The sequence below is a fragment of the Colwellia sp. BRX8-7 genome (genome assembly GCF_014077275.1).
Classification (GTDB): Bacteria; Pseudomonadota; Gammaproteobacteria; order Enterobacterales; family Alteromonadaceae; genus Colwellia_A.
On sequence record NZ_JACGVP010000007.1, the window covers coordinates 173,303 to 193,367 of the forward strand.

Annotated in this window: 16 protein-coding genes and 2 riboswitches; of the genes, 7 read left to right on the forward strand and 9 right to left on the reverse strand. The window is 38.9% G+C overall.

Features of this window, described 5'->3' with window-relative positions; translation table 11 throughout:
- The 4 genes from H4J57_RS09060 to H4J57_RS09075 all read left to right on the forward strand — a co-directional run bounded on the left by H4J57_RS09060 (nucleotide 1) and on the right by H4J57_RS09075 (nucleotide 6,018).
- On the forward strand, nucleotides 1–1,410 hold the full coding sequence (locus tag H4J57_RS09060) for a sigma 54-interacting transcriptional regulator (RefSeq protein WP_310733712.1): 1,410 nt from the start codon (nucleotides 1–3) through the stop codon (nucleotides 1,408–1,410).
- 17 nt (nucleotides 1,411–1,427) lie between these two features.
- Entirely contained in the window at nucleotides 1,428–1,874 is a 447-nt protein-coding gene (locus H4J57_RS09065; protein ID WP_070375908.1) for a MarR family winged helix-turn-helix transcriptional regulator, read from the forward strand.
- Between the two features lie 394 nt (nucleotides 1,875–2,268).
- Nucleotides 2,269–2,440: riboswitch (cobalamin riboswitch) on the forward strand.
- Between the two features lie 29 nt (nucleotides 2,441–2,469).
- Nucleotides 2,470–4,533 carry a TonB-dependent receptor gene (locus H4J57_RS09070; protein WP_259366828.1) on the forward strand — a complete coding sequence of 688 codons (2,064 nt, stop codon included), beginning with the start codon at nucleotides 2,470–2,472 and terminating at the stop codon, nucleotides 4,531–4,533.
- A complete protein-coding gene (locus H4J57_RS09075) occupies nucleotides 4,534–6,018 on the forward strand; it encodes a cadherin repeat domain-containing protein (RefSeq protein ID WP_182242568.1) in 1,485 nt (494 codons plus the stop codon).
- A gap of 526 nt (nucleotides 6,019–6,544) precedes the next feature.
- Here the strand turns inward: H4J57_RS09075 and H4J57_RS09080 are convergent.
- From H4J57_RS09080 to H4J57_RS09115, 8 genes are all read right to left on the reverse strand, one after another.
- Nucleotides 6,545–7,384 carry a cobalamin-binding protein gene (locus H4J57_RS09080; RefSeq protein WP_070375906.1) on the reverse strand — a complete coding sequence of 280 codons (840 nt, stop codon included), beginning with the start codon at nucleotides 7,382–7,384 and terminating at the stop codon, nucleotides 6,545–6,547.
- Between the two features lie 41 nt (nucleotides 7,385–7,425).
- Nucleotides 7,426–8,922 carry a cobyric acid synthase gene (locus H4J57_RS09085; RefSeq protein ID WP_182242569.1) on the reverse strand — a complete coding sequence of 499 codons (1,497 nt, stop codon included), beginning with the start codon at nucleotides 8,920–8,922 and terminating at the stop codon, nucleotides 7,426–7,428.
- Nucleotides 8,922–9,524: a bifunctional adenosylcobinamide kinase/adenosylcobinamide-phosphate guanylyltransferase gene (cobU, locus tag H4J57_RS09090; protein ID WP_182230269.1), complete on the reverse strand. Its 603-nt coding sequence runs from the start codon at nucleotides 9,522–9,524 to the stop codon at nucleotides 8,922–8,924. The genes H4J57_RS09085 and cobU overlap by 1 nt, the downstream gene beginning before the upstream one ends.
- A complete protein-coding gene (locus tag H4J57_RS09095; RefSeq protein WP_182242570.1) occupies nucleotides 9,521–10,357 on the reverse strand; it encodes an adenosylcobinamide-GDP ribazoletransferase in 837 nt (278 codons plus the stop codon). The genes cobU and H4J57_RS09095 overlap by 4 nt, the downstream gene beginning before the upstream one ends.
- Entirely contained in the window at nucleotides 10,358–11,440 is a 1,083-nt protein-coding gene (cobT, locus tag H4J57_RS09100; protein ID WP_182242571.1) for a nicotinate-nucleotide--dimethylbenzimidazole phosphoribosyltransferase, read from the reverse strand.
- 11 nt (nucleotides 11,441–11,451) lie between these two features.
- Entirely contained in the window at nucleotides 11,452–12,471 is a 1,020-nt protein-coding gene (locus H4J57_RS09105; protein ID WP_182216649.1) for an iron ABC transporter permease, read from the reverse strand.
- Nucleotides 12,464–13,327, reverse strand: a complete 864-nt coding sequence (locus H4J57_RS09110; protein ID WP_220470289.1) for an ABC transporter ATP-binding protein — start codon at nucleotides 13,325–13,327, stop codon at nucleotides 12,464–12,466. The genes H4J57_RS09105 and H4J57_RS09110 overlap by 8 nt, the downstream gene beginning before the upstream one ends.
- Nucleotides 13,328–13,471: 144 nt before the next feature.
- A riboswitch (cobalamin riboswitch) is annotated at nucleotides 13,472–13,621 on the reverse strand.
- 72 nt (nucleotides 13,622–13,693) lie between these two features.
- Nucleotides 13,694–14,305, reverse strand: coding sequence for a histidine phosphatase family protein (locus tag H4J57_RS09115; protein WP_182242572.1), 612 nt, complete (start codon nucleotides 14,303–14,305; stop codon nucleotides 13,694–13,696).
- A gap of 119 nt (nucleotides 14,306–14,424) precedes the next feature.
- Between H4J57_RS09115 and H4J57_RS09120 the strand changes: the two genes are divergently transcribed.
- On the forward strand, nucleotides 14,425–14,607 hold the full coding sequence (locus H4J57_RS09120; RefSeq protein WP_182242573.1) for a hypothetical protein: 183 nt from the start codon (nucleotides 14,425–14,427) through the stop codon (nucleotides 14,605–14,607).
- A gap of 105 nt (nucleotides 14,608–14,712) precedes the next feature.
- Here H4J57_RS09120 and H4J57_RS09125 read toward each other — a convergent pair whose 3' ends face one another.
- The gene (locus tag H4J57_RS09125; protein WP_182221875.1) at nucleotides 14,713–17,718 is read right to left on the reverse strand and encodes a TonB-dependent receptor; all 3,006 of its coding nucleotides are present in this window, start codon (nucleotides 17,716–17,718) and stop codon (nucleotides 14,713–14,715) included.
- A gap of 768 nt (nucleotides 17,719–18,486) precedes the next feature.
- Here H4J57_RS09125 and H4J57_RS09130 point away from each other — a divergent pair.
- Together H4J57_RS09130 and H4J57_RS09135 are read left to right on the forward strand one after the other, a co-directional pair.
- Nucleotides 18,487–18,834 carry a DUF2946 domain-containing protein gene (locus H4J57_RS09130; RefSeq protein WP_182216620.1) on the forward strand — a complete coding sequence of 116 codons (348 nt, stop codon included), beginning with the start codon at nucleotides 18,487–18,489 and terminating at the stop codon, nucleotides 18,832–18,834.
- 96 nt (nucleotides 18,835–18,930) lie between these two features.
- Nucleotides 18,931–20,055, forward strand: a complete 1,125-nt coding sequence (locus H4J57_RS09135) for an efflux RND transporter periplasmic adaptor subunit (RefSeq protein ID WP_182242574.1) — start codon at nucleotides 18,931–18,933, stop codon at nucleotides 20,053–20,055.
- Nucleotides 20,056–20,065 lie beyond the last annotated feature (10 nt).

Sequence of the window (20,065 nt, forward strand, 5' to 3'; positions counted from 1 at the left end):
ATGATGGTTTCAACAAACAGCAAAAAATTCGATCAGCAAAAAAGTGAAAAAATACTACTTGTTGATGACGATCCCAGTTTATTAAGATTACTTGGTATCCGCTTATCTGCTGCGGGTTATCAAATAGAGTCAGCAAACAGTGCTAAAATGGCTTTAGGTATTTTAGAAACATTTCATCCGCAATTAGTGATCAGCGATTTACGTATGGAAGGTATGGACGGTATGGCATTATTTGAAAAAATCCGTCAGCAACAGCCTAATTTACCCGTCATAATTATGACCGCACACGGCACGATACCCGATGCTATTAGTGCGACTAAGCAAGGCGTATTTAGTTTTTTAACCAAACCTTTTGAAAGCCAAGAATTACTCTCTACTGTGCAAGAAGCCATTCGCTTACAACCACAAAGTAGCGCTCATAATACCGACAAAAAAGCCGATATTTGGCGCAAGAAAATAATTAGCCGAAGTGCCGTTATGTCTTCGTTGTTACAGCAAACTTATCAAGTTGCCCAAAGTGACTTTAGTTTATTGATCCATAGTCCCAGTGGTACAGGTAAAGAACTCCTGGCAAAAGCCGTGCATTTAGCAAGTAAGCGTCATGATAAAAAATTTACGGCAATTAATTGTGCGGCAATACCTGAACAATTACTCGAGTCAGAGTTATTTGGACACTGTAAAGGTGCTTTTACTGGCGCAGATAAAAATCATCAAGGGCTTTTCCAATCAACCCATGGTGGTACGTTATTTCTTGATGAAGTCGGCGACATGCCGATGAGCTTTCAAGTTAAATTATTACGCGCCTTACAAGAAAAAGAAGTGCGCCCAGTCGGCAGTGCCCAGTCAGTAAAAGTCGATGTCCGTATTATTGCCGCTACCCATAAAAATTTACAACAAGCGATCATAGATAAAAGCTTTCGTGAAGATCTTTACTACCGCTTAAATGTTGTGGAACTCACTTTACCAGCCCTGTCTGAACGACGTGAAGATATTCCTTTGCTTGCCCAGCACTTTTTAACAGTCGCGATTAAAAGTACCAGTCATAAAATAAACGGCTTTAGCCAAGCCGCGATGGAGATTTTAATTAGGGCTGAATGGCCCGGTAATATTAGACAATTACAAAATGTTGTTGAGCAATGCGTCGCTTTATCTACCGAGCCGTTAATTAGTGAGAGTTTAATTAATAATGCTTTACGTAATGAAAGTGCACAGCTGCCTTCTTTTCAAGAAGCGAGAGAGCAATTCGAGCGTGACTACTTAGCAAAATTACTAAAAACCACCGAAGGTAATGTTTCACAAGCCGCAAAAATAGCGCAGCGAAACCGAACAGAATTCTATAAATTATTGAAAAAACATCACTTAAATGCCGAATCATTTAGAGTAGATAACAACATTACTTCACAAGCATAGCCGAGCATAACTAAACGATGAAAAGCTTACACTTAACCAACTTTTTTCCTTATCAGCTGACGCAACTACAAGTAAAAGTGAGTGATAATATTGCTGACATTTACACAGGAAGATTTGAGCTTTCTCGTCAAGAATGGCGAGTGCTAGCCAGCTTAGGTAACGGAGAGTTATTATCCGCAAAGCAGATAGGTGAACAAACTAACTTAGAAAAAATGCCGGCGAGCCGGGCAATAACAAGGATGCAAGCTCAGGGATTATTGGTTAAAAACACAGATAAATCCGATAAACGCTCTTCGCTATTAAAACTAACCACGCAAGGTTTGGCGATATATCAACAGTTAATACCTATGGTGCTAGCTCGTGAGCAAGAACTATTATCGGTATTAAGTGCTGAAGAAAAAAATCAGCTAGCTAATATTATTGAAAAATTAACTTTAAAATCAGTGGATATAGCGAATCAATAACAATGACAATTGTCGCTGATAATGACTAGCCAAACTCACCATTAAACAGCCTAGGTGAAATTGGCAGACAATAAATACCTACCGTAGAGCTTAGGTTTTATCGGCTGTTATTGAACGACTCATTATTAATTAAAAAGAAGAAATTGCCGTCACTAAAGTGTCAGTAACGTCAAAAATGCCTCACCAGATCATCGTTAATACCATCAGATAAAATAGTCTGGCAACAAAATTTTTCTGATAATACGACATATTTTACCTCTGAACTCAAAGGGCTGGGTCAAAATATAGAGTAAATGACGTTGCGTTAAACCCGTCGAACGATTAAAGCTAACTAGCCATGAACTATAGATTTAATACTCTAACTGTTGACAAGCTATATTAATAGTCTCAAAATAACGACCATAATTGATTAGGTGCTCAATATTTATACTTTAACAAGGTATAAATTAGAGATAATCGGGAAGTTAGTACATGCTATGCATAATTCTAGCGCTGCCCCCGCAACGGTAATACTTTACGCTATGTAAAGTTAAGCCCGGAGACCGGCCTAAATGATATCGAATGACTTGCAGTGCGGTGGGCGCTACGGAATTTAATGACATTAGCAATAGCTAGTTGTCATGATCCTTCCGTACCTCCCTCAAAATTTTTTGAGGTTATTATTTTTTCTTATTTACGAAATATCTTTGTTCTTTTACTCATAGCGATGCCTGTATTTGCGCAAGTAGAAGACGTGTCAACTGACGATATAGAAGTCATTGAAGTTGTTAATGATCAGTCATTTAATACACCTAATTATCAAGTATTACATCGCGAAAGCTTTATATACTCATCGCAAACGCTTGCCGATATTTTACAGTCGATAAATGGCATTCAAATTCGCCAAATAAGTGGAATTGGTAATCCTGTCTCTGTTTCAATTAGAGGGTCGAGTAGTAAGCAGGTCCAACTTTATATTGATGGTCAACTGATTAACGATAGCCAATTTGGTGGTTTTGATTTAAACCAGATACCCACAGAACAAATTGAAAGTATTGAAATCAGTAAAAATCAAGCGATTGGTACCGGCGCTACCCCTATAGGTGGTGTTATTCGCATTAACACTTACAACCCCACTGAAGACTCCAGTAAATTAACCTTGGCCACCGGCTCATTTGGCTATCAAGAAGTTAATGCGCTTTATAATAAAGCATTTAAAACTCACAGTCTGTCTTTTGGTGGTCATTATATTAACAGTGACAACGATTACGATTTTATCGTTCCAGCGGGCTTTAGTAGTAGTGATACGTCTGACAGACAAGCATTAAGAAATAATGAATTTACAAAGAAGTCTTTTTTTATAAACGACATATTCCAATTTAATCAACATCAGATCAGGGTCAATGTACAATATAACGATCAAGAAAAAGCCCTGCCTAATTACCAAAACAACTCCCCTGAAAACAATTCGACGTTAAACTCTGACAACTTACGCTATAGCTATCAACATCAATGGTTAAGCAAATCCCCTTGGCTAAATTCAATTGAATTTGAAGCCTACGCTGAAAATAAAGATGAGCGTTATATTTCAAGTCCCGACTCGATAAAACTTGATATCAATGATTATGAAACAACAAAAAAACATATCGGCTTTAAACCTTACCTTACATGGAACGAGTTTAATCTAGTGCCATTTGTCAGTTTTAATAAACAAAATTTCAGCTCTGTTAGCGAACACAACGGAAAACCAACACAATGTAATGGTATAGCGTCATGTGATATTTCAGCAAAACAAGAACAACTCAACATAGGCTCTCGCATTGAGTGGCAACCCGAGTCACTCCCCATAGAAGTGTATGCATTGTTGAGTAACCTACAAGAGAAAAATTCAAACATAGCGATTAATCAATCCAGTGCAGCTAAGTTTGTAGCCAATGATAATTATCAAACAACTGAAGTCGGGTTAAGCTTTAAGCAAGGTAATTTAAAAGTTACCAGTAACTTAAGTAATGGTGTTAGAACACCGACATTATACGAATTATTTGGTGATAGAGGCTCCTTTAAGGGTAATGATAATTTATTGCCAGAAGAAGCAAAAACACTCTCAATGGGGGGGCAGTACCTTTACAAAAGTTTGTCTATATCTTCATCTATTTACCAACAAAAATTAGAAAATTCAATTGTCGCCATTTTTAACTCAAGTAATGTCGGTAGCTATAGAAATGTCAGTAATGCAGACTTGTTAGGCATTGAAATTCAAACAAATTATCAATTATTAACACAATTATCTTTCGCGCTACAAGCCAATATTATAGACAGTGAAACCACATCAAAATTTGTCGCATTTAATAAGAAGAAACTACCTGGTATATATCATCAACAGTACAGCGTAGCGTTGAAATACAAGGTGAATTCCGCATGGAACATGTCATTTAAAGTAAGTAAAGATAAAGACTTGTACTTCAATCTCATTAACAGAATTCAAAATAATAACGGTCATGTAGGTAATGGTAATCCAGCCAACCGCACCGTATCAGATTTTTCAGTCAACTGGAAAAAAGGCAAACATAGAATATCTTTTGCCGCCAATAATTTATTTAACGACAAATACCAAGATCTTGCGAATAGAACATCGCAGGGTCGTAGCTTAAAAATAAAATACACAATTAAGGGATTTTAAATGTTAACTAGCTTTAAAAAACACATATTACCATTAAGTTTAGTACTGAGCACTGTTGCTCTTGCAGGCTGTGGCGGAAGTTCAAAAAGTAATGTCGCACCAATAGTTACCGGCGCAAGTAGCCCAACGATAGAAGAAAACACAACATCAGTTGGCACCTATAATGCTACTGATGCCGATGGAGACGCTATCGTACTTTCACTTACGGGTAATTCAAGTGGTTTATTTAGCATCACACAAAGTGGTGAATTAAGCTTTATAGATGCTCCTGATTTTGACAGCGGTGAAGTCGGTCCTTTCGCTGTCACAATTGTTGCAACGGATGACAGTAAAAAGAACTTAACCGGTGAATTGGCTATTCAAGTGAGTGTCGGTGATGTGAAAGACACACCATCATTCGCGGTTGTTCAAACAGTTGCACCTGATTTTTCAGGCTCTGAAGTTGTGACCTTAGACCCAATTACAGAGCAAGTCACCAAAGGCTATTATATTAAAGATGCCTCTGACTATACTGTTCGTAGCTACAATAAAGACGTTTTTCATATTGGCCGTTATAACATTGATTCTATTTCAAAATATAATGCTGATGCCCTTGATACAGAAGTTTGGTCATATACAACCCAAGATACCGGCGATTCAAATACTCGTAATCCCTATGACTTAGTGTCGGTCAATGAAAGCAAAGCTTATCTTTTACGTTACGGTTCAGACAAAGTTTGGATTGTTAATCCTCAGGCAACACAATTTGAAGATTTCAAATTGGGTCAGTTAGATTTATCTAGCTACATCGCGGATAACAATAGTAATGGCACACCAAACCCTGCCTCAGCGACAATTGCTGACGGTAAACTGTTTATTGCTATGCAACGTTTATCAGACTATTTTTCACCAAACACAGCTTATGTAGCCGTTTTTGATACCGCGACAGACCAAGAGATTGAAACAAATGCTGATGAAAATGATAATCTTAAAGGTATTCCGCTTCAAGGCTTAAACCCACTAGGTCATAGTATAGTGAGTCAAGGCGATACGGTATATGTTACAACACGTAACTCATATAGCAGTGCTGACTTAACCTCTAGTCGCATCGAAGCGATAGCGACAAGTGATTATAACTTGAGCAGTGTTTTGTCTGCTGCAGATATTGAAAATAATACCGGTGCTTATATTGGTTCAAGCGTCGTTGTATCCGAAACAAAAGGCTATTTTGTTGCCAGTGAAACATTTTTTACGCCAAGTTATTATGAGCTTTCAACGGTATATACCTTTAACCCAACAACGGGTGTTATTGCTAATGAAAAGGTAGCGGCTACTGGCACCGAACAAATTAGCTATATTGCTTTAGATGCTGCCAACTTTCTTTGGCTTAGCGTAAGCAATCCAGAGAAGCCAGGCGTTGATGTTATAAATACTGAAACTAACCTTAAAGTATTTCCAAGACTTGCAACAGAATTAAACCCATCTGCAATTGCCTTTATTGAATAAGATTATCTTAAAGGTAAGACATTAAAAAATAATTTGATTTAGGGCACATATTTATGTGCCCTTTTTTATTTTTACTCAGTGCTATATTAAGTTTAGTTAACGCACAATATTAAAGGGTTTAATTGCATTCATCTGTCTGAGTTCGAGAACAACCTTATTGAACGTCATATCAAGTGTCACTTGCTGTTAGCCGGCCAATAACTTGTTGAATCTTATATCATAGCAATTACGTCTGCAGAACTAATGCAGTAGCTAAACTCAGTAGATGTTTTTTGTTGTATCACTTTGCTATTTAAGATGAATAACCTGCGGTGATATGACTCGTAGCTCGATGTAATATGAAAAGTTTAATTTATCAAGACTTTGTCGTGTAATGACAACATATTAGACTTAAAGTAAGCTCAATAAAAAGCATTACTTTCCGTGGTAATTACCATTGCTGGGGCTGCGCAAAATTATCATTGGCTTAGCTTTTAATTTACTTAACTGATAGATAAATCATCAATCAGCTTAGTAAATTGAACCGCTATCTTTGTTGATCAATTTTTTCACACATATCTGCAACACCACTTAACATTCGGGTACTGAATCTATGTAATAAATCTGCATCAACGTGAATAAACTTATTGTTTTTCACCGCGGGTATTTCTGGCCATTTTTGCCAGTCAATAATGGGTTGTGGTTTATCGGAGTTTTCATCCGGTAAAATCATTAAGTGCGGCTGGGCAACAATAACGTTTTCCGTGCTTATCTTTGGATAAGGCGTCGGGTTATCCTTAAAAACGTTCACTCCCTGGCACACTTCAATTAACTGATTTATCCAGGTTGTGCCATTAATGGTCATCATTGGCTCTGACCACAGTTGATAAAAAACGGGGATGGCTTGCTTAGTTTTATTATCGAGCCGTAATTTTTTTAAACGTTGCTCATAAGCTAACGCGACACTTTCTGCTTGCTGTTGATGTCCGGTTAAACCGCCAAAATAACGTAATTCAGTGGCAACATCCGCAATATCTACCGGATTACTAAAAACAATTTTTAGTCCTAAGCGTTTCATTTTATCAATGTCACTTTGCGAGTTGCCTGACTTCCAAACAATAACTAAATCAGGATTCAATGCCAATAATTTTTCTATTTGCATGCCGTGATAGCTGCCAACACGCGGAATATCTAGCGCCGCTTTAGGGTAATCGGAATAGGCAACCGCACCGACTATTTTATCGCCAGCACCAATATCAAATAACATTTCAACAATATGTGGCGCTAAGGCAACGATGCGCTTTGCCGATTGCTCAGCAAAACTTTTACTGGGTATGACTATCAGCAATAAGCTTATTACGGCGAAGGATATAAATCTTTTTGTCATTTTATTAAGCCTTTTACTTTTTAAGAGGCGCTTTTCAAGCACTAGGGTGTGGTCGTTTTGCTGTTGTTAATAATATCTTCAATCGCTGATATTTTTAGGTATTGCTGGCAAACATTAGCCAAACGTTCAAGCTGTTGCTCTCGGTGTTCATCAAGATTAATCGTCCGCTGGATGTCATTGTTACTGTCTAACCAGTCAACTAATAATTGTGTCGCAGCCCCTTCATCAAAAATACCATGTAGGTAAGTACCCGCTATTTGATTATCATTTGAAACACAACCATCGCTGGTCTGATTGTCACTTTTATTGAACAACAGAGGCACAGGCGTTTTATTATCAATAGCCGTCATGGTAGAAACACCACAATGAATTTCATAACCTTTAACCTGACAACTTTTACTGCCCAAGGTCATAGTGGCAGAGACTTGTGCTAATTTTTTTTCTGCGGTTAATTCAGTGGTAAGTTCGAGTAAACCTAAACCCGTTATCGCCTCAATCGTTGACTCAATACCTTCAGGATCGCTGATAGTTTGCCCAAGCATTTGATAGCCACCGCAAATACCAAACACTTTACCGCCGTAGCGCAAATGACGTTCTATATCGCTTTGCCAATCTTGTTCTTTAAGAAATTGCAGATCAAAAATAACATTTTTACTGCCTGGTAAAATCACTAAGTCACAATTGTTTATCCGCTCGCCCATTTTGACATAACGTAAATTTATTTCAGGGTTTAAACGTAACGTATCAAAGTCGGTATGGTTACTTATGTGCGGTAATAACGGTACAACAATATTTATTTTGGCTTGTTCAACCTTGTTTTCAATCGCAACTGCATCTTCGGCGTCAAGTGCTAAGTCGTGTAAATAAGGTAATACCCCTAATACTGGCTTACCCGTTTTCTCTTCTAACCAATCAAGTCCAGACGTTAATAAGTTAATGTCTCCACGAAAGCGATTAATTATAAAACCTTTCACGCGGTTTTGCTCTGAAGGTGATAATAGCTCGAGTGTCCCCACTAAGTGAGCAAAAACACCCCCCCGGTCGATATCAGCAACGAGGATCACAGGACAATCTACCGCTTCGGCATAGCCCATATTAGCAATATCATTAGCGCGTAAATTTATCTCTGCGGGGCTACCTGCCCCTTCAACCATTAGCAGCTGAAACTCTTTCGCTAAACGGCGATGTGATTCGAGGACAGCATCCATCGCTACTTTTTTATAGTCGTGGTAGCTGGTCGCCTCCATATTTGATATGGCTCGACCATGAACAATCACTTGTGCCCCCGTATCGCTATTCGGTTTAAGTAATATCGGATTAAAATCAACACGTGGCGCAATTTTTGCAGCCACTGCTTGTAGTGCTTGCGCCCGACCAATTTCACCACCATCACTAGTAACAGCACTATTTAAAGCCATATTTTGTGGCTTAAACGGTGCTACTTTATAACCTAAATTTACAAATACTCGGCATAAACCAGCCACCAAGGTACTCTTTCCGGCGTCAGAGGTGGTGCCCTGCACCATTAATGTTTTCATTAATTTTGTTGTTCCGATATTTTATTTATCAACGCGTCACTTTTTAATGTCAGTGGTAATCCAGCGATAACAAAATCGACTTGCTTGGCTAATGTAGCCAGTTCTTGATGAAGCCAACCTGCTTGGTCGACAAATTGTCGCGACAGCTCGCCCATAGGCACAATCCCATGCCCGACCTCATTACTAACAAAAATAAGCTTTTTTGATTGATAGGCGTTGGTATCGCTAATAAATAGCGTTATAAATTCGATAAACAGTGACTTTTGCTGGCGATAAAACTCGCTATCTTGATGGCATAAACAATTACTTAGCCAAAGTGTTAAGCAATCAACCAGCACACAATCACTGCTTTGTAATGCTTGTTGAAGTGCCTCAGCTAAATACAACGGCGATTCAAGCAGTTGCCAATGTTGAGGACGTTCGCCTTGATGCTGTAAAATACGTGCGCTCATTTCTGCATCATGGGCTTGCGCCGTAGCCAGATAACATATCGTTAGCCCTGCTGATTCAGCCTGTTTGGCAATATTTTCGGCGAGGCTCGACTTTCCTGAGCGTGCTCCGCCTAAAATTAGATGAAGTGTATTAGCATCACTAATTTTCATAGGCCTGCCTCCGTCAAAAATGTTGTCGCTGGAGATGCTAAGACCAGTAAAATAGTATAAACCGCCACTTCTAAAATTTGTTGCGCAGCTCCTAAACAATCACCAGTAAAACCACCTAATTGACGATTAAACCAAAATATTAATAAAAGACGCATTAGCCATAAGCCCCCTATTAGTACTAAACAATGCACGGCTGGTAATAAGCTAAACATCACCACCGCTGCGGTAATTAATAAGATTAACAAGCCTTTTAGAGATAAATGCTGCGCTAAAGGTTTAACTTTTGATTGTGCATCTTCGCTGACATAAGCCATGCTAAAGATTAAACTGGTACTGACGGCTCGGCTTAAGGTATGCGCTATAATCAATGCCACAAAAAGTGCTAATAAAGGATTGCTGCTATGGCTACTTAATAACACTAAACTCTGATATTTGATCATTAAAATGAAAAATAAGCTGGCTGCGCCATAAGTCCCTAAACGGCTATCTTTCATAATGTTTAGCTTTTGTTCAACGGTCCAACCACCACCAAAGCCATCCCAAACATCAGCCCAACCATCTTCGTGAAAAGCACCGGTAAGCAATAAGCTCGCCGCCATAGAAATAAGTACCGCTAAAGAAATGGGTAAAAAGCTCGCCAACAACACTAAAATAGAGGCGGTGATCACACCAATAAACAAACCAATTAAGGCAAAATATCGGCTCGCTTGATGAAGCATTTCAGGTTTTACCACCTCAGGTAAACGCACCGGTATACGAGTAAAAAAACTTAAAGCGATTAACAACAAATAGTATTGTTGTTGGCATTGTTGCCAGTGTGATTGCTTAGTCATTTAATCTTCAGCTTTGTTAGTGTTAGCACCAGTAACATCGGTCACTTGCGCCTGAGTAAAGCTTGCCATATCATTATAAAAAGCCACAGCCGCCTGAATTAATGGCAGTGCTAATGCAGCGCCTGTGCCTTCCCCTAAGCGTAAACCTAAATTTAATAGCGGCTTAACCTGCAAATGGCTAAGCATTTTTTGATGACCTTGCTCACCCGAGCAATGGGCAAAAATCATATAATCTTTAACATTTTTATTAATACTGATAGCGAGCATAGCGGCGGCAGTACAAATAAAACCGTCAACAACAACAAGCATTTCTTGTTCGGCCGCCGCTAACATAGCTGCGGTAATTTGTACGATTTCAAAACCACCTAAAGACGCTAAAATTTCTTTAGGGCTGTTGAGACTTCCTTGATGAAGCACTAATGCTTGCTCAATGACCTGTTGTTTGATTTTTACTATTTCATCACTAACGCCAGTACCTCGTCCAACACATTCACTGGCTGGAATACCCATAACAGCGGCCATAATAGCTGCGGCAGAAGTGGTGTTACCAATTCCCATTTCACCAAAAGCGATTAAGTTACAGCCTTTTTCATGAACTGATTTGACCAAAGCAGTCGCTTTTTCAAAACCGAGTTCAACTTGCGCTAGACTCATCGCTGGTGCGATATTTAATGGTGCGGTGATATTGCCTAAACGTTGATTGATAACACCTGAACAATTATCAATTGGCGATAAAACACCCGCATCTACCACACTTAACTGCCAACCAAGCTGCTTACAAAAGACATTAATCGCCGCGCCACCGCTGGCAAAATTAGCCACCATTTGTGAGGTCACTTCACTCGGTGCAATAGAAACACCTTGCGCTGCGACACCGTGATCACCGGCAAATATAAATAAACTAGGATGTTTTATACTCAATAATTGTTGATCAGTATTTACTGTTGATAACTGCACAGCGGCAATAATTTTAGCGGTATCTTCTAGTTGGCCTAATGCGCCGAGTGGTTTAGTTTTTCCATCGATAGTCGACTGGATCTGTTGATTAAACACATCAGTTACTTTTTTAATAGCAAAGTTCATCAATAGCTCCTTTAAGCTTTATTTTTGCGAAAGTACAACAAGGATAAAAAGAATAAGCTCCCCAAAGCAGAAGTGATAACACCTACGGGTAGCTCTTGGTTTTCTAGTACAACTCTCGATAATACATCCACCCAAATCATAAAAATACCACCGACTAAAGCCGTTAACATAATGCCAAAAACAGTACCTTGAGAAACAAAAAATCGTACAATATGGGGTATCATCAAGCCAACAAAGCCTATACCACCACACAAAGAGACTAACGTTGCGGTGATCAGTGAACTCAGTACCAACATCACTAAGCGAAAGCGGTTAACATTAATACCTAAGGTTGTAGCACTTTCATCGCCTAACAACATTGCATTCAGTTGGCGTCGATACGCTAACATCATAATGACACAGCTAATAATAACGACCGCGGGAAACCATAAAATAGACCATTGCGCACGCGAAAAACTGCCCATAGTCCAAAATAATATCGCCGTAACCGCTTGTGGATCGGTATGATAAAGTAACAAGCTAGTAAACGAGCTGAACAAAAACGATAACGCTACGCCAGCCAATAGCATAGATTCAACTTGTTGACTTTGCCGACGACCAGAGATCATTAGCAACATTAGCATCGCCACTAAACTGCCCGCAAAAGCCGCGACAGGTGTTACAACAGAAATAGTGCTGCCCAATAAAACAATAGATATAACGACTCCTAAAGAAGCTCCTGAAGAAATACCAAAAAGATAAGGGTCGGCTAATGGATTTCGCGTTACCGTTTGTAAAATCAGCCCAGAAACCGCTAAGCCACAACCCGCTAAAAAAGCTAAAATAGCGCGCGGCATACGTAATTCCCAAATAATACGCTCATAAAAAATCACCTCGCTCGCGTCTTTATCTGTGGATAAACTAGCCAGTAGACTCGAAGTAACATCGCTAAAACTGATATCTGCCGCACCTAAAGATAACGACGCAATAAAGCTAATAACACCAAAAGCTAAGGTCAGAAAAATAATCCACGAATGATTGACCTTAAACATGAGGTAACGCTCTACTTTCTGCCGTTTTTTCTTGAGTATCGTAGCCATAGAAATAAGAAATATGAGGAACCTTATGTTGTGGATGAAGAGAAACTTGCGCGCAGACACCAAATACATTTGATAACATTTCAGAGGTGATCACCGCTTGTGGTGACCCTTGTTCAACCAGTTTACCTTTATCTAACACCAGCAGTTGATCGCACATCGCACTGGCAAGGTTTAAGTCATGAAAAGACGCAATAACCGTGATGCCTAGCGATTTAGCTAATTCAATAACCTGAATTTGATAGCGAACATCAAGATGACTGGTTGGCTCGTCCATAATAAGTAAGCTGGGCGTTTGCACGATAGCACGAGCTATAAGTGCGCGTTGTTTTTCTCCACCGGATAAATGTTCAAAATTTTGTAAGTTTTTATCCACTAAGCCAACCTGCTTAATAGCACGGTCTATCTTGAGTCGGTCGCTGGCTTGTTCACGGGTAAATAGACCTTTGTGTGGCAGTAAACCCAGCGCAACAACGTCATGAACAGTTAAGTTAAAATGGGTGGGTGTTTCTTGTAAAACTACAGCGATATCTTGCGCATATTGATAGGCGTCATACTTTTGCCAAATATCTTTTTGATTAAATTCCACCAAACCAGAATCAGGTTTTACGTAACGATATAAGCAGCGAAGTAAGCTAGACTTTCCTGCACCATTAGGCCCTAAAATACCAGTAAAACTGCCTTTTTTAATGGTGAAAGAAATATCATCTAAAATAAGTTGGCTGTCGGCATGCCAAGAAAGATGCTGCACTGAAAGCAATGCGGTATTAGCGGTATTTATTGATGAGGATTGATCCTGGCTACTATTCAAAAATTGCTACTCACATACTATTGACACTTAAGGAGCATCAAACAGAGCACAATCAATCTCTTAGTATATAAAAACTCAAGAGTCGACAATACAATGTTCGAGTAAACCCGCTCGACTTTGTTGGTTTTGCCTGTCATTTTGATAGGCAAATGACTCTAAATTAATGGGTATCCTGACTTAAGCTTTATGGTTATTAAATACCACTAAAAGGCTTTTACAGTTGCGGGTACAGTTGCGGTTTTTCACCACATTCCCACATTAAAAATGAGTTATATAATTTTGTTTGGAGATTATCGTCTGCTCACTAAAAATAGCAAGGTTTAATTGCCAATAACACCGAATTCATTGACTTATCGAGGTAACTTATCACCACACTATTTTTGGCCAATCAACGCCACTATCATCAGTATAAATATTAACTTTAACTAGCCCCGCATAAGGAATATCAATATGACTCATGTGAACCGTGCCCGGCATAGGCAAATTAAGTACACGCGCAATTAAGTGTTTGATAACACCACCATGCGCAACCACCAAGGTATTTCCTTCGGGTGCGTCTGCAAGCCATTCTTGCCACCAAGTATCGACACGCTTGACAAAATCAGCCATAGCTTCACCATTAGGCACAGTATGCTGCCAAGGGTTTTGCCAAAAATCACCCAGTGAAGGCTGCACAGCACTGGCTTTTATCTGCCACAAGGCTTGATAGGTTTGTCCATCCCAATCACCAAAATTCATTTCTTTAAGGTTATCGCTTAATTGGAAATTAATGCTGTATTTTAATGAGTATGCTTTGGCAAACATCTGACAACGTTGCAAAGGTGAACTGATACAAAAGGATATCTCTGGTAATTTTTGGCTAACGTCCCACAGCTGTTGCAAGCCATTTTCAGAAAGTGCGACATCTGTTTTACCGGCTAAAATACCCGGTGTAGCAATTTCACCATGGCGTAATAAATATAAAGTCCGCTGTAGCAAAGCATTACCTCTTAATATATATAGTGTAAAAAAGCATAGCGTAACCTTAAATTCAATATTGCGTAAGTACTATGACAAATAGCTGTGCACTTATAAACAACAGCACAGGAGTCAATGTTGTGTACTTTAGCGAAAGTGAGCACTTAACTATCTCACCATTTAGCCTCTCGTCAACCGAAGAAGCGCACGTTTTAACCCCTTCCTTTCCTTTCATGATGGGGCCTAGATTTAAAGGTGAAATACCTGCTAATTCGTTTGGCTCTTGTGATACTGTTGGAAACCAAGGTGGTCCTCTCCCTTAATACTTTAATGTAATAGCAAAAAGTGCCTAAATTCATCTATAAAAAAGCCGCTCAGTTTATCTGAACGGCTTGGCTAATTTAAATATGTTTAACTTTACTATTTAATTAGAAACTATAACGAGCAGTCAGTGTAATTCTACGTGGAGCTTGGTAGTTTACCGGTGTAGTATAGTTAGGGTTAGGCAGTCTCGATGAAGCCGAGCCTACGTCACCTGTTTCATTGTATTCAGTGACTTCTTGAAAGTTAAAGGCATTTCTAACATTGACTTTCACGGTTAAGCCATCAACATATTCCGGCTTATACGTTAAACCTAGATCAACATTTTTAACCCATGGAGTACGGCCTTGATCGCCACGATTACCTAATACACCACCACAGTAAAACGATGAAGCACCGTAATTAGCTAAACCGCCAGCATCAACACCTAACTCATCTCTAAGTTCGTCAAGTGGGATAAAACCAACACAGTTTCTTGGACGACCTGATTGTAAACTGAAATTAACAGATACTGAAATCTCATCATTAACTTGGTATGCACCAAAAGCTTTAAAGGTGTGACGACGATCATTGGGTAAAGCACCATAGGCACCATGCTGAAATAATGCATTATCAATGTCTTGTGTTAAACCTGCATCCTCTTGCTCTAGAGTCGAGTTAACATAACCTTCTGAGTTACCTTCACTTTTAGCTAAAGTATAAGAGCCCTGCAAGAACCAACCGTCAGCAAAAGGCTTCTCGAAAGTGAATTCTAAAGCTTTATAAGTACGTTTGTATTTTTCTAGGCCGAAGTATTCTTCAGGAACACTTTCTACCTCGTAATTACCGTCATTGTTAAGATCCAGCGCAATAGAAAAATCATTACCTGGGTTCATCATCATACAGCCAGCCATTGATTTATAATCGAAATCATTATAACCATTGTCTGTTGCATAATCGATAAATGGCTGATGAGAACAGTAATCATCCATGCCATCTTTAACTTCACGGTAAATAGCCTTGGCACCTAAAATCCAGTCATCAACCTGCTGTTGATAGCCAAGAATAAATTCATCTTGATGCATAGGTTTTAAGTTTGTTGCCGCTACGGTTCTTGAATCAGGCGCTTTCTCATCACCGTTAGAGTTTCTTGTACCAATAGCGTCGCCCACTTTATCAGGAGCAGCAGTGATTGGATTTTCATCAGCACTGTCTACATAAAAGTACTCTTCATAGCTCCATTCAGTACCTGCAGCACGAATATTTGTATTAGCCGCGATTGGCATAAAGTAACGCCCGGCAGTACCGAAAAGTTTTTTGTTACCATCGCCATCCATATCCCAAGAGAAGCCCAAACGCGGCGCCAATTCACTGTCAGATTTAACAAATGAATCGCCATCACCGTTGCGGTTTTCAAAGCCTTCTGAACGCAAACCTAAGTATACCATCCACTCATCAGTAACTTGCCAAGTGTCTTCTATATAAAATGCCGTGTTTTCAACTTCATAAGAAGCAGAACCCGTATTACTTTCTCTATGGCGAATATATTCTTCACCTGCTGTTACAAAAGCACCATTAACACTTTGTCCGCCTGCTCCGTCAACATCTTGAGCTACATGCCAGCGCCAGTATTCGCCACCTGTAAAGGTAGTGCCACGTTTAGTCGAGGTAAATTTCTCTTGGTCATAACCGACACGAAGTGTATGTTCACCTAGAATCCATTCTGCGCCTAAACGTAAAGAGTCGCGTTCATCAGTATCAGAAGCGATCCCAGCTTCAGGCACAGTACTTTGGCCTTGAGCAATACCCCAACAACCAATGCTTTGTGAACTTGAAGGTGTTTCACGGCGATCGAATACTAACTCACATTCAGCGCCAGGGCCGATATCAGGGTTACGCGTTTCTAGTTCATTGGTCATGTTGCCCCAAAGAACACTTACTGAGAAATCATCAGTTAAAAATCCGGTATAGTTAACGATAGTAACATCGCCACCTTTGGTGATCTCATAAGGGTCAGCAGCTTCACCATGAGTCCCAGTGTAATACATACCTTCAGGGTTACTGTATGAGGTAAATTCTTGTGTTTCTTCATTATCGATGTAAGTCATCTCTAATAAATGGTCGTCTGAGATATTCCAATCAAGCTTTAACAAATACATTGGTGAGTCGTCTTTCATTGTCTCACTTGTTTGTTTGCCAAAAGTATTACTTTCATCATCTTGGCCTTCAAATAAGCCAAAAAAGAATAGTTTATCTTCAACAATAGCGCCTGATGCATAGGCATTATAGGATAAAGAGTCAAATTCATTAGCTGAGCGGAATGAAGAATAACGGTTAGAGTATTCTAAATCAGGATCGCGAGAAGTAACATCTTTGCCATCTTCTCTAAAACTTGCTGGCGTAGATTCAATTGAGCCACCAAATTTCCATTCATTTGAACCACGTTTAGTTACTAAACTAACAACGCCACCTAATGAACGACCGTATTCTGCGCCATAACCACCGGTGCGAACTTGTTGCTGTGAAACAGCATCATAAGGAAGGTCAGCAAAAGAGGTAAAGTTACGAATATTAGTAACATCGAAACCATTAATAAAATAACCATTTTCAGCAATTGACGAACCACCAAAAGAGGCAGTATTACCATTTCCTAAGCCAGAATCACCTGCTGTTGCTCCAGGAGCTAACAAAGCAACTGATGTCAAATCTCTTGCTACCGGTAATAAGTCTATTTGCTCAGCAGTAAAGACTGAAGTAGATTCTACCGATGTGGTATCGATACTAACTAAAGAATTACCCACAATAGAGATAATTTCAGAAACTTCTGTAAAATCAACATTACTGCCCTTACCAATAGCGACTAAGATGTTTCGAGTATCTACACCATTGTCGACAGTATATTTGCCTGTCGGCAACTTAGAAAAGTTAAAACGGCCATCTTCACCAACAACAACAACGCGTTTAAAACCTGTCGCTGGGTTCTTAATTGTTACACTTTTACCCTGAATGGCTTTACCGTAAATAGAGCCACTAACATTATCGGCAAAAGTCATCGGAGACGCAGCTAAACATGCCCCAACTGCGATAGCAGCTAACGAGCGATTAAAGCTTCGCTTTATATTTGAATTTTTCATTATTATTTTAATCTCCATTATTTATGTATTTATCTATTTATTTTAAATAAACAAAATTTCCGTGAATTGTTACAAAAAAGTAACAACCAAAAACATTCTTACCTGAAATAGTTTATTTTACAAGATGAATACGAAAGACGCTGTATTATAACAATTCAGTATAGGGTGATGATAAAAATGAGTTTAATTGTCATACTTAAAACAACTATTACTTTTTATTGGTTTTATCAAGCAAAAACAAATAAAGATAAAAGCAATCAAAAACAACAAGATATATAATTAAATGTCGTTTATTTATATATTAAATCTAATGATAGTTGAAAAATATCATTAGATTTAATATGAAATTTCTCTCTTATAAAAGTGGATAATAAAGTAATAATTACTTTTACTGTATCATTATCTTTGCATTAAAAGTAAGATCTTCGTACTTATAGCCAGATAAATAGCTGTAACAAAAAAGTAACAAAATGTGTGTAAATAGTATTTTTAGCTATATTTAATGACAAAAATGGCTTTAGCATTAAATATTATTAATGGCTATAAACTGAAAAATGAATTGATCTAACTAATGAGTGCTTTAATTGTTAGTTCAGATAAGCGGACATTGTGCATCACTTGCTGGGGTAGGTAAGTTATTATTGCTTTCGCTATCTAGGTGTCCAAAACCCAGAAGTTATAGACACTGATTCGCTAATTATTGACTAAGAATATGATTTAGCTTAGCATCTGCCAGTCTCTGTTTGTAAATTGAAGAATGCAGTAAAAATGAAAAACATTTGGCTTGGCTTTTTAATAGTACTATCGATTGCCTTACAATCGTTTGTTGCTGTGGCTAATTCAGACAATAATCATCAGCTTGACGCTCAACATTTGCAAACTGAACATTCTCATGAAGTTGACAATCAAGCGCGACTTAATGCAACCTCTGATACTGAGCATAACGTCAAAGACTGTCATCATTGTGGGCACTGTCAAGGTTCACACAGCCAATGGTTTTTAACAAAAAAATCAACTTCGACTGTCACTAAGCTATTAATTCCCAATCAATACTTTTATCTTATCGATATCAACATCAACTTTATAGAACAACTTATACGCCCCCCCATCGCTTAATTTAATTTTATAACAATTTTTCGCAACAAGTTTACTTAACACTAAATATTGAATTTAGTGTTGTTGCAACGTTTACCTTTAAATTAAGAGATAACAATGATCAACACCAATAAAAAGCCAAAGCCACTAAACCTACTGAGTGTTTTATTTTATGGTTTAATCACCTTAGCTATTCCTGCTCTTGCTGTCGAAATAACCGAAGACACGCACAAAGCAGGGGTTAGCTTTACCACGGCACAATTAACACTAGCAAATATTAAAGTATCGATGCTAACACCCAAGATTTTTGCACTACGTGTTTATGCCCCAGGAGAAATAAAAGCGAATGGTTACACCAGTTATATCGTCTCACCACGCACAGAGTCAGTAGTCATAAGTCGTCATGCGACCTTAGGTGAACATGTTGAAAAAGACCAACCATTAGTCACGTTATTTAGTGAATCTGTTGCTGCAGCACAAGCTAATTATCGGGTAACGTATAGTGAATGGCAACGGGCAAAAAAATTAACTAAGGGTACGTTAAGCGAGAGTCTTTTACTAAAAAGTGAAACTGATTACATCGCCGCTTTTAGCCGTTTGACCGCATTTGGGCTAACAAAAAACGCTATTGAAGATATTGTTAAAAACAATTCATCAAACTTAGGTGAATATACTTTAGTAGCGCAGCGCGCAGGAGCGGTATTAAGTGATGATTTTTCACAAGGACAGCGAGTCACACCCGGTGAACAAATTATGATTTTGGCTAACGAAGAAAGCTTATGGGTAGAGGCGCGTGTTTCACCCAACAAAAAACTAAACTTACCCGCGGGGACAAGGGCTGAAATAGAGTTTGCTGGCCAAACTTATCATGCCTTGGTTATTCAAGAAGCCCATACAATCGACCCAACAACCCGTACTAGAATTGTTAGGCTGTCTGTTGAAAATAAAGATGATTCATTACACTCAGGGATGTTTGTAGATGTTAACTTTCAATTTGACACGCAAACTGCCGTAATCGCAGTGCCCGAAACAGCGTTAATGCGTGGGGCTGATGGCGATTGGACTGTCTTTGTTGAAGACCATCCGGGTGAATTTGAGGCTGTTGAAGTTGAATTAGGTCAGCCTTTAGGCAATTACCGTCAAATCATCGGTATTGCCGCCAACACAAGAGTGGTTACCCAAGGTGCCTTTTTTGTGGCTTCAGAAATAGCGAAAAGTGGATTTGATCCACACGGCCACTAATGAGGAATAA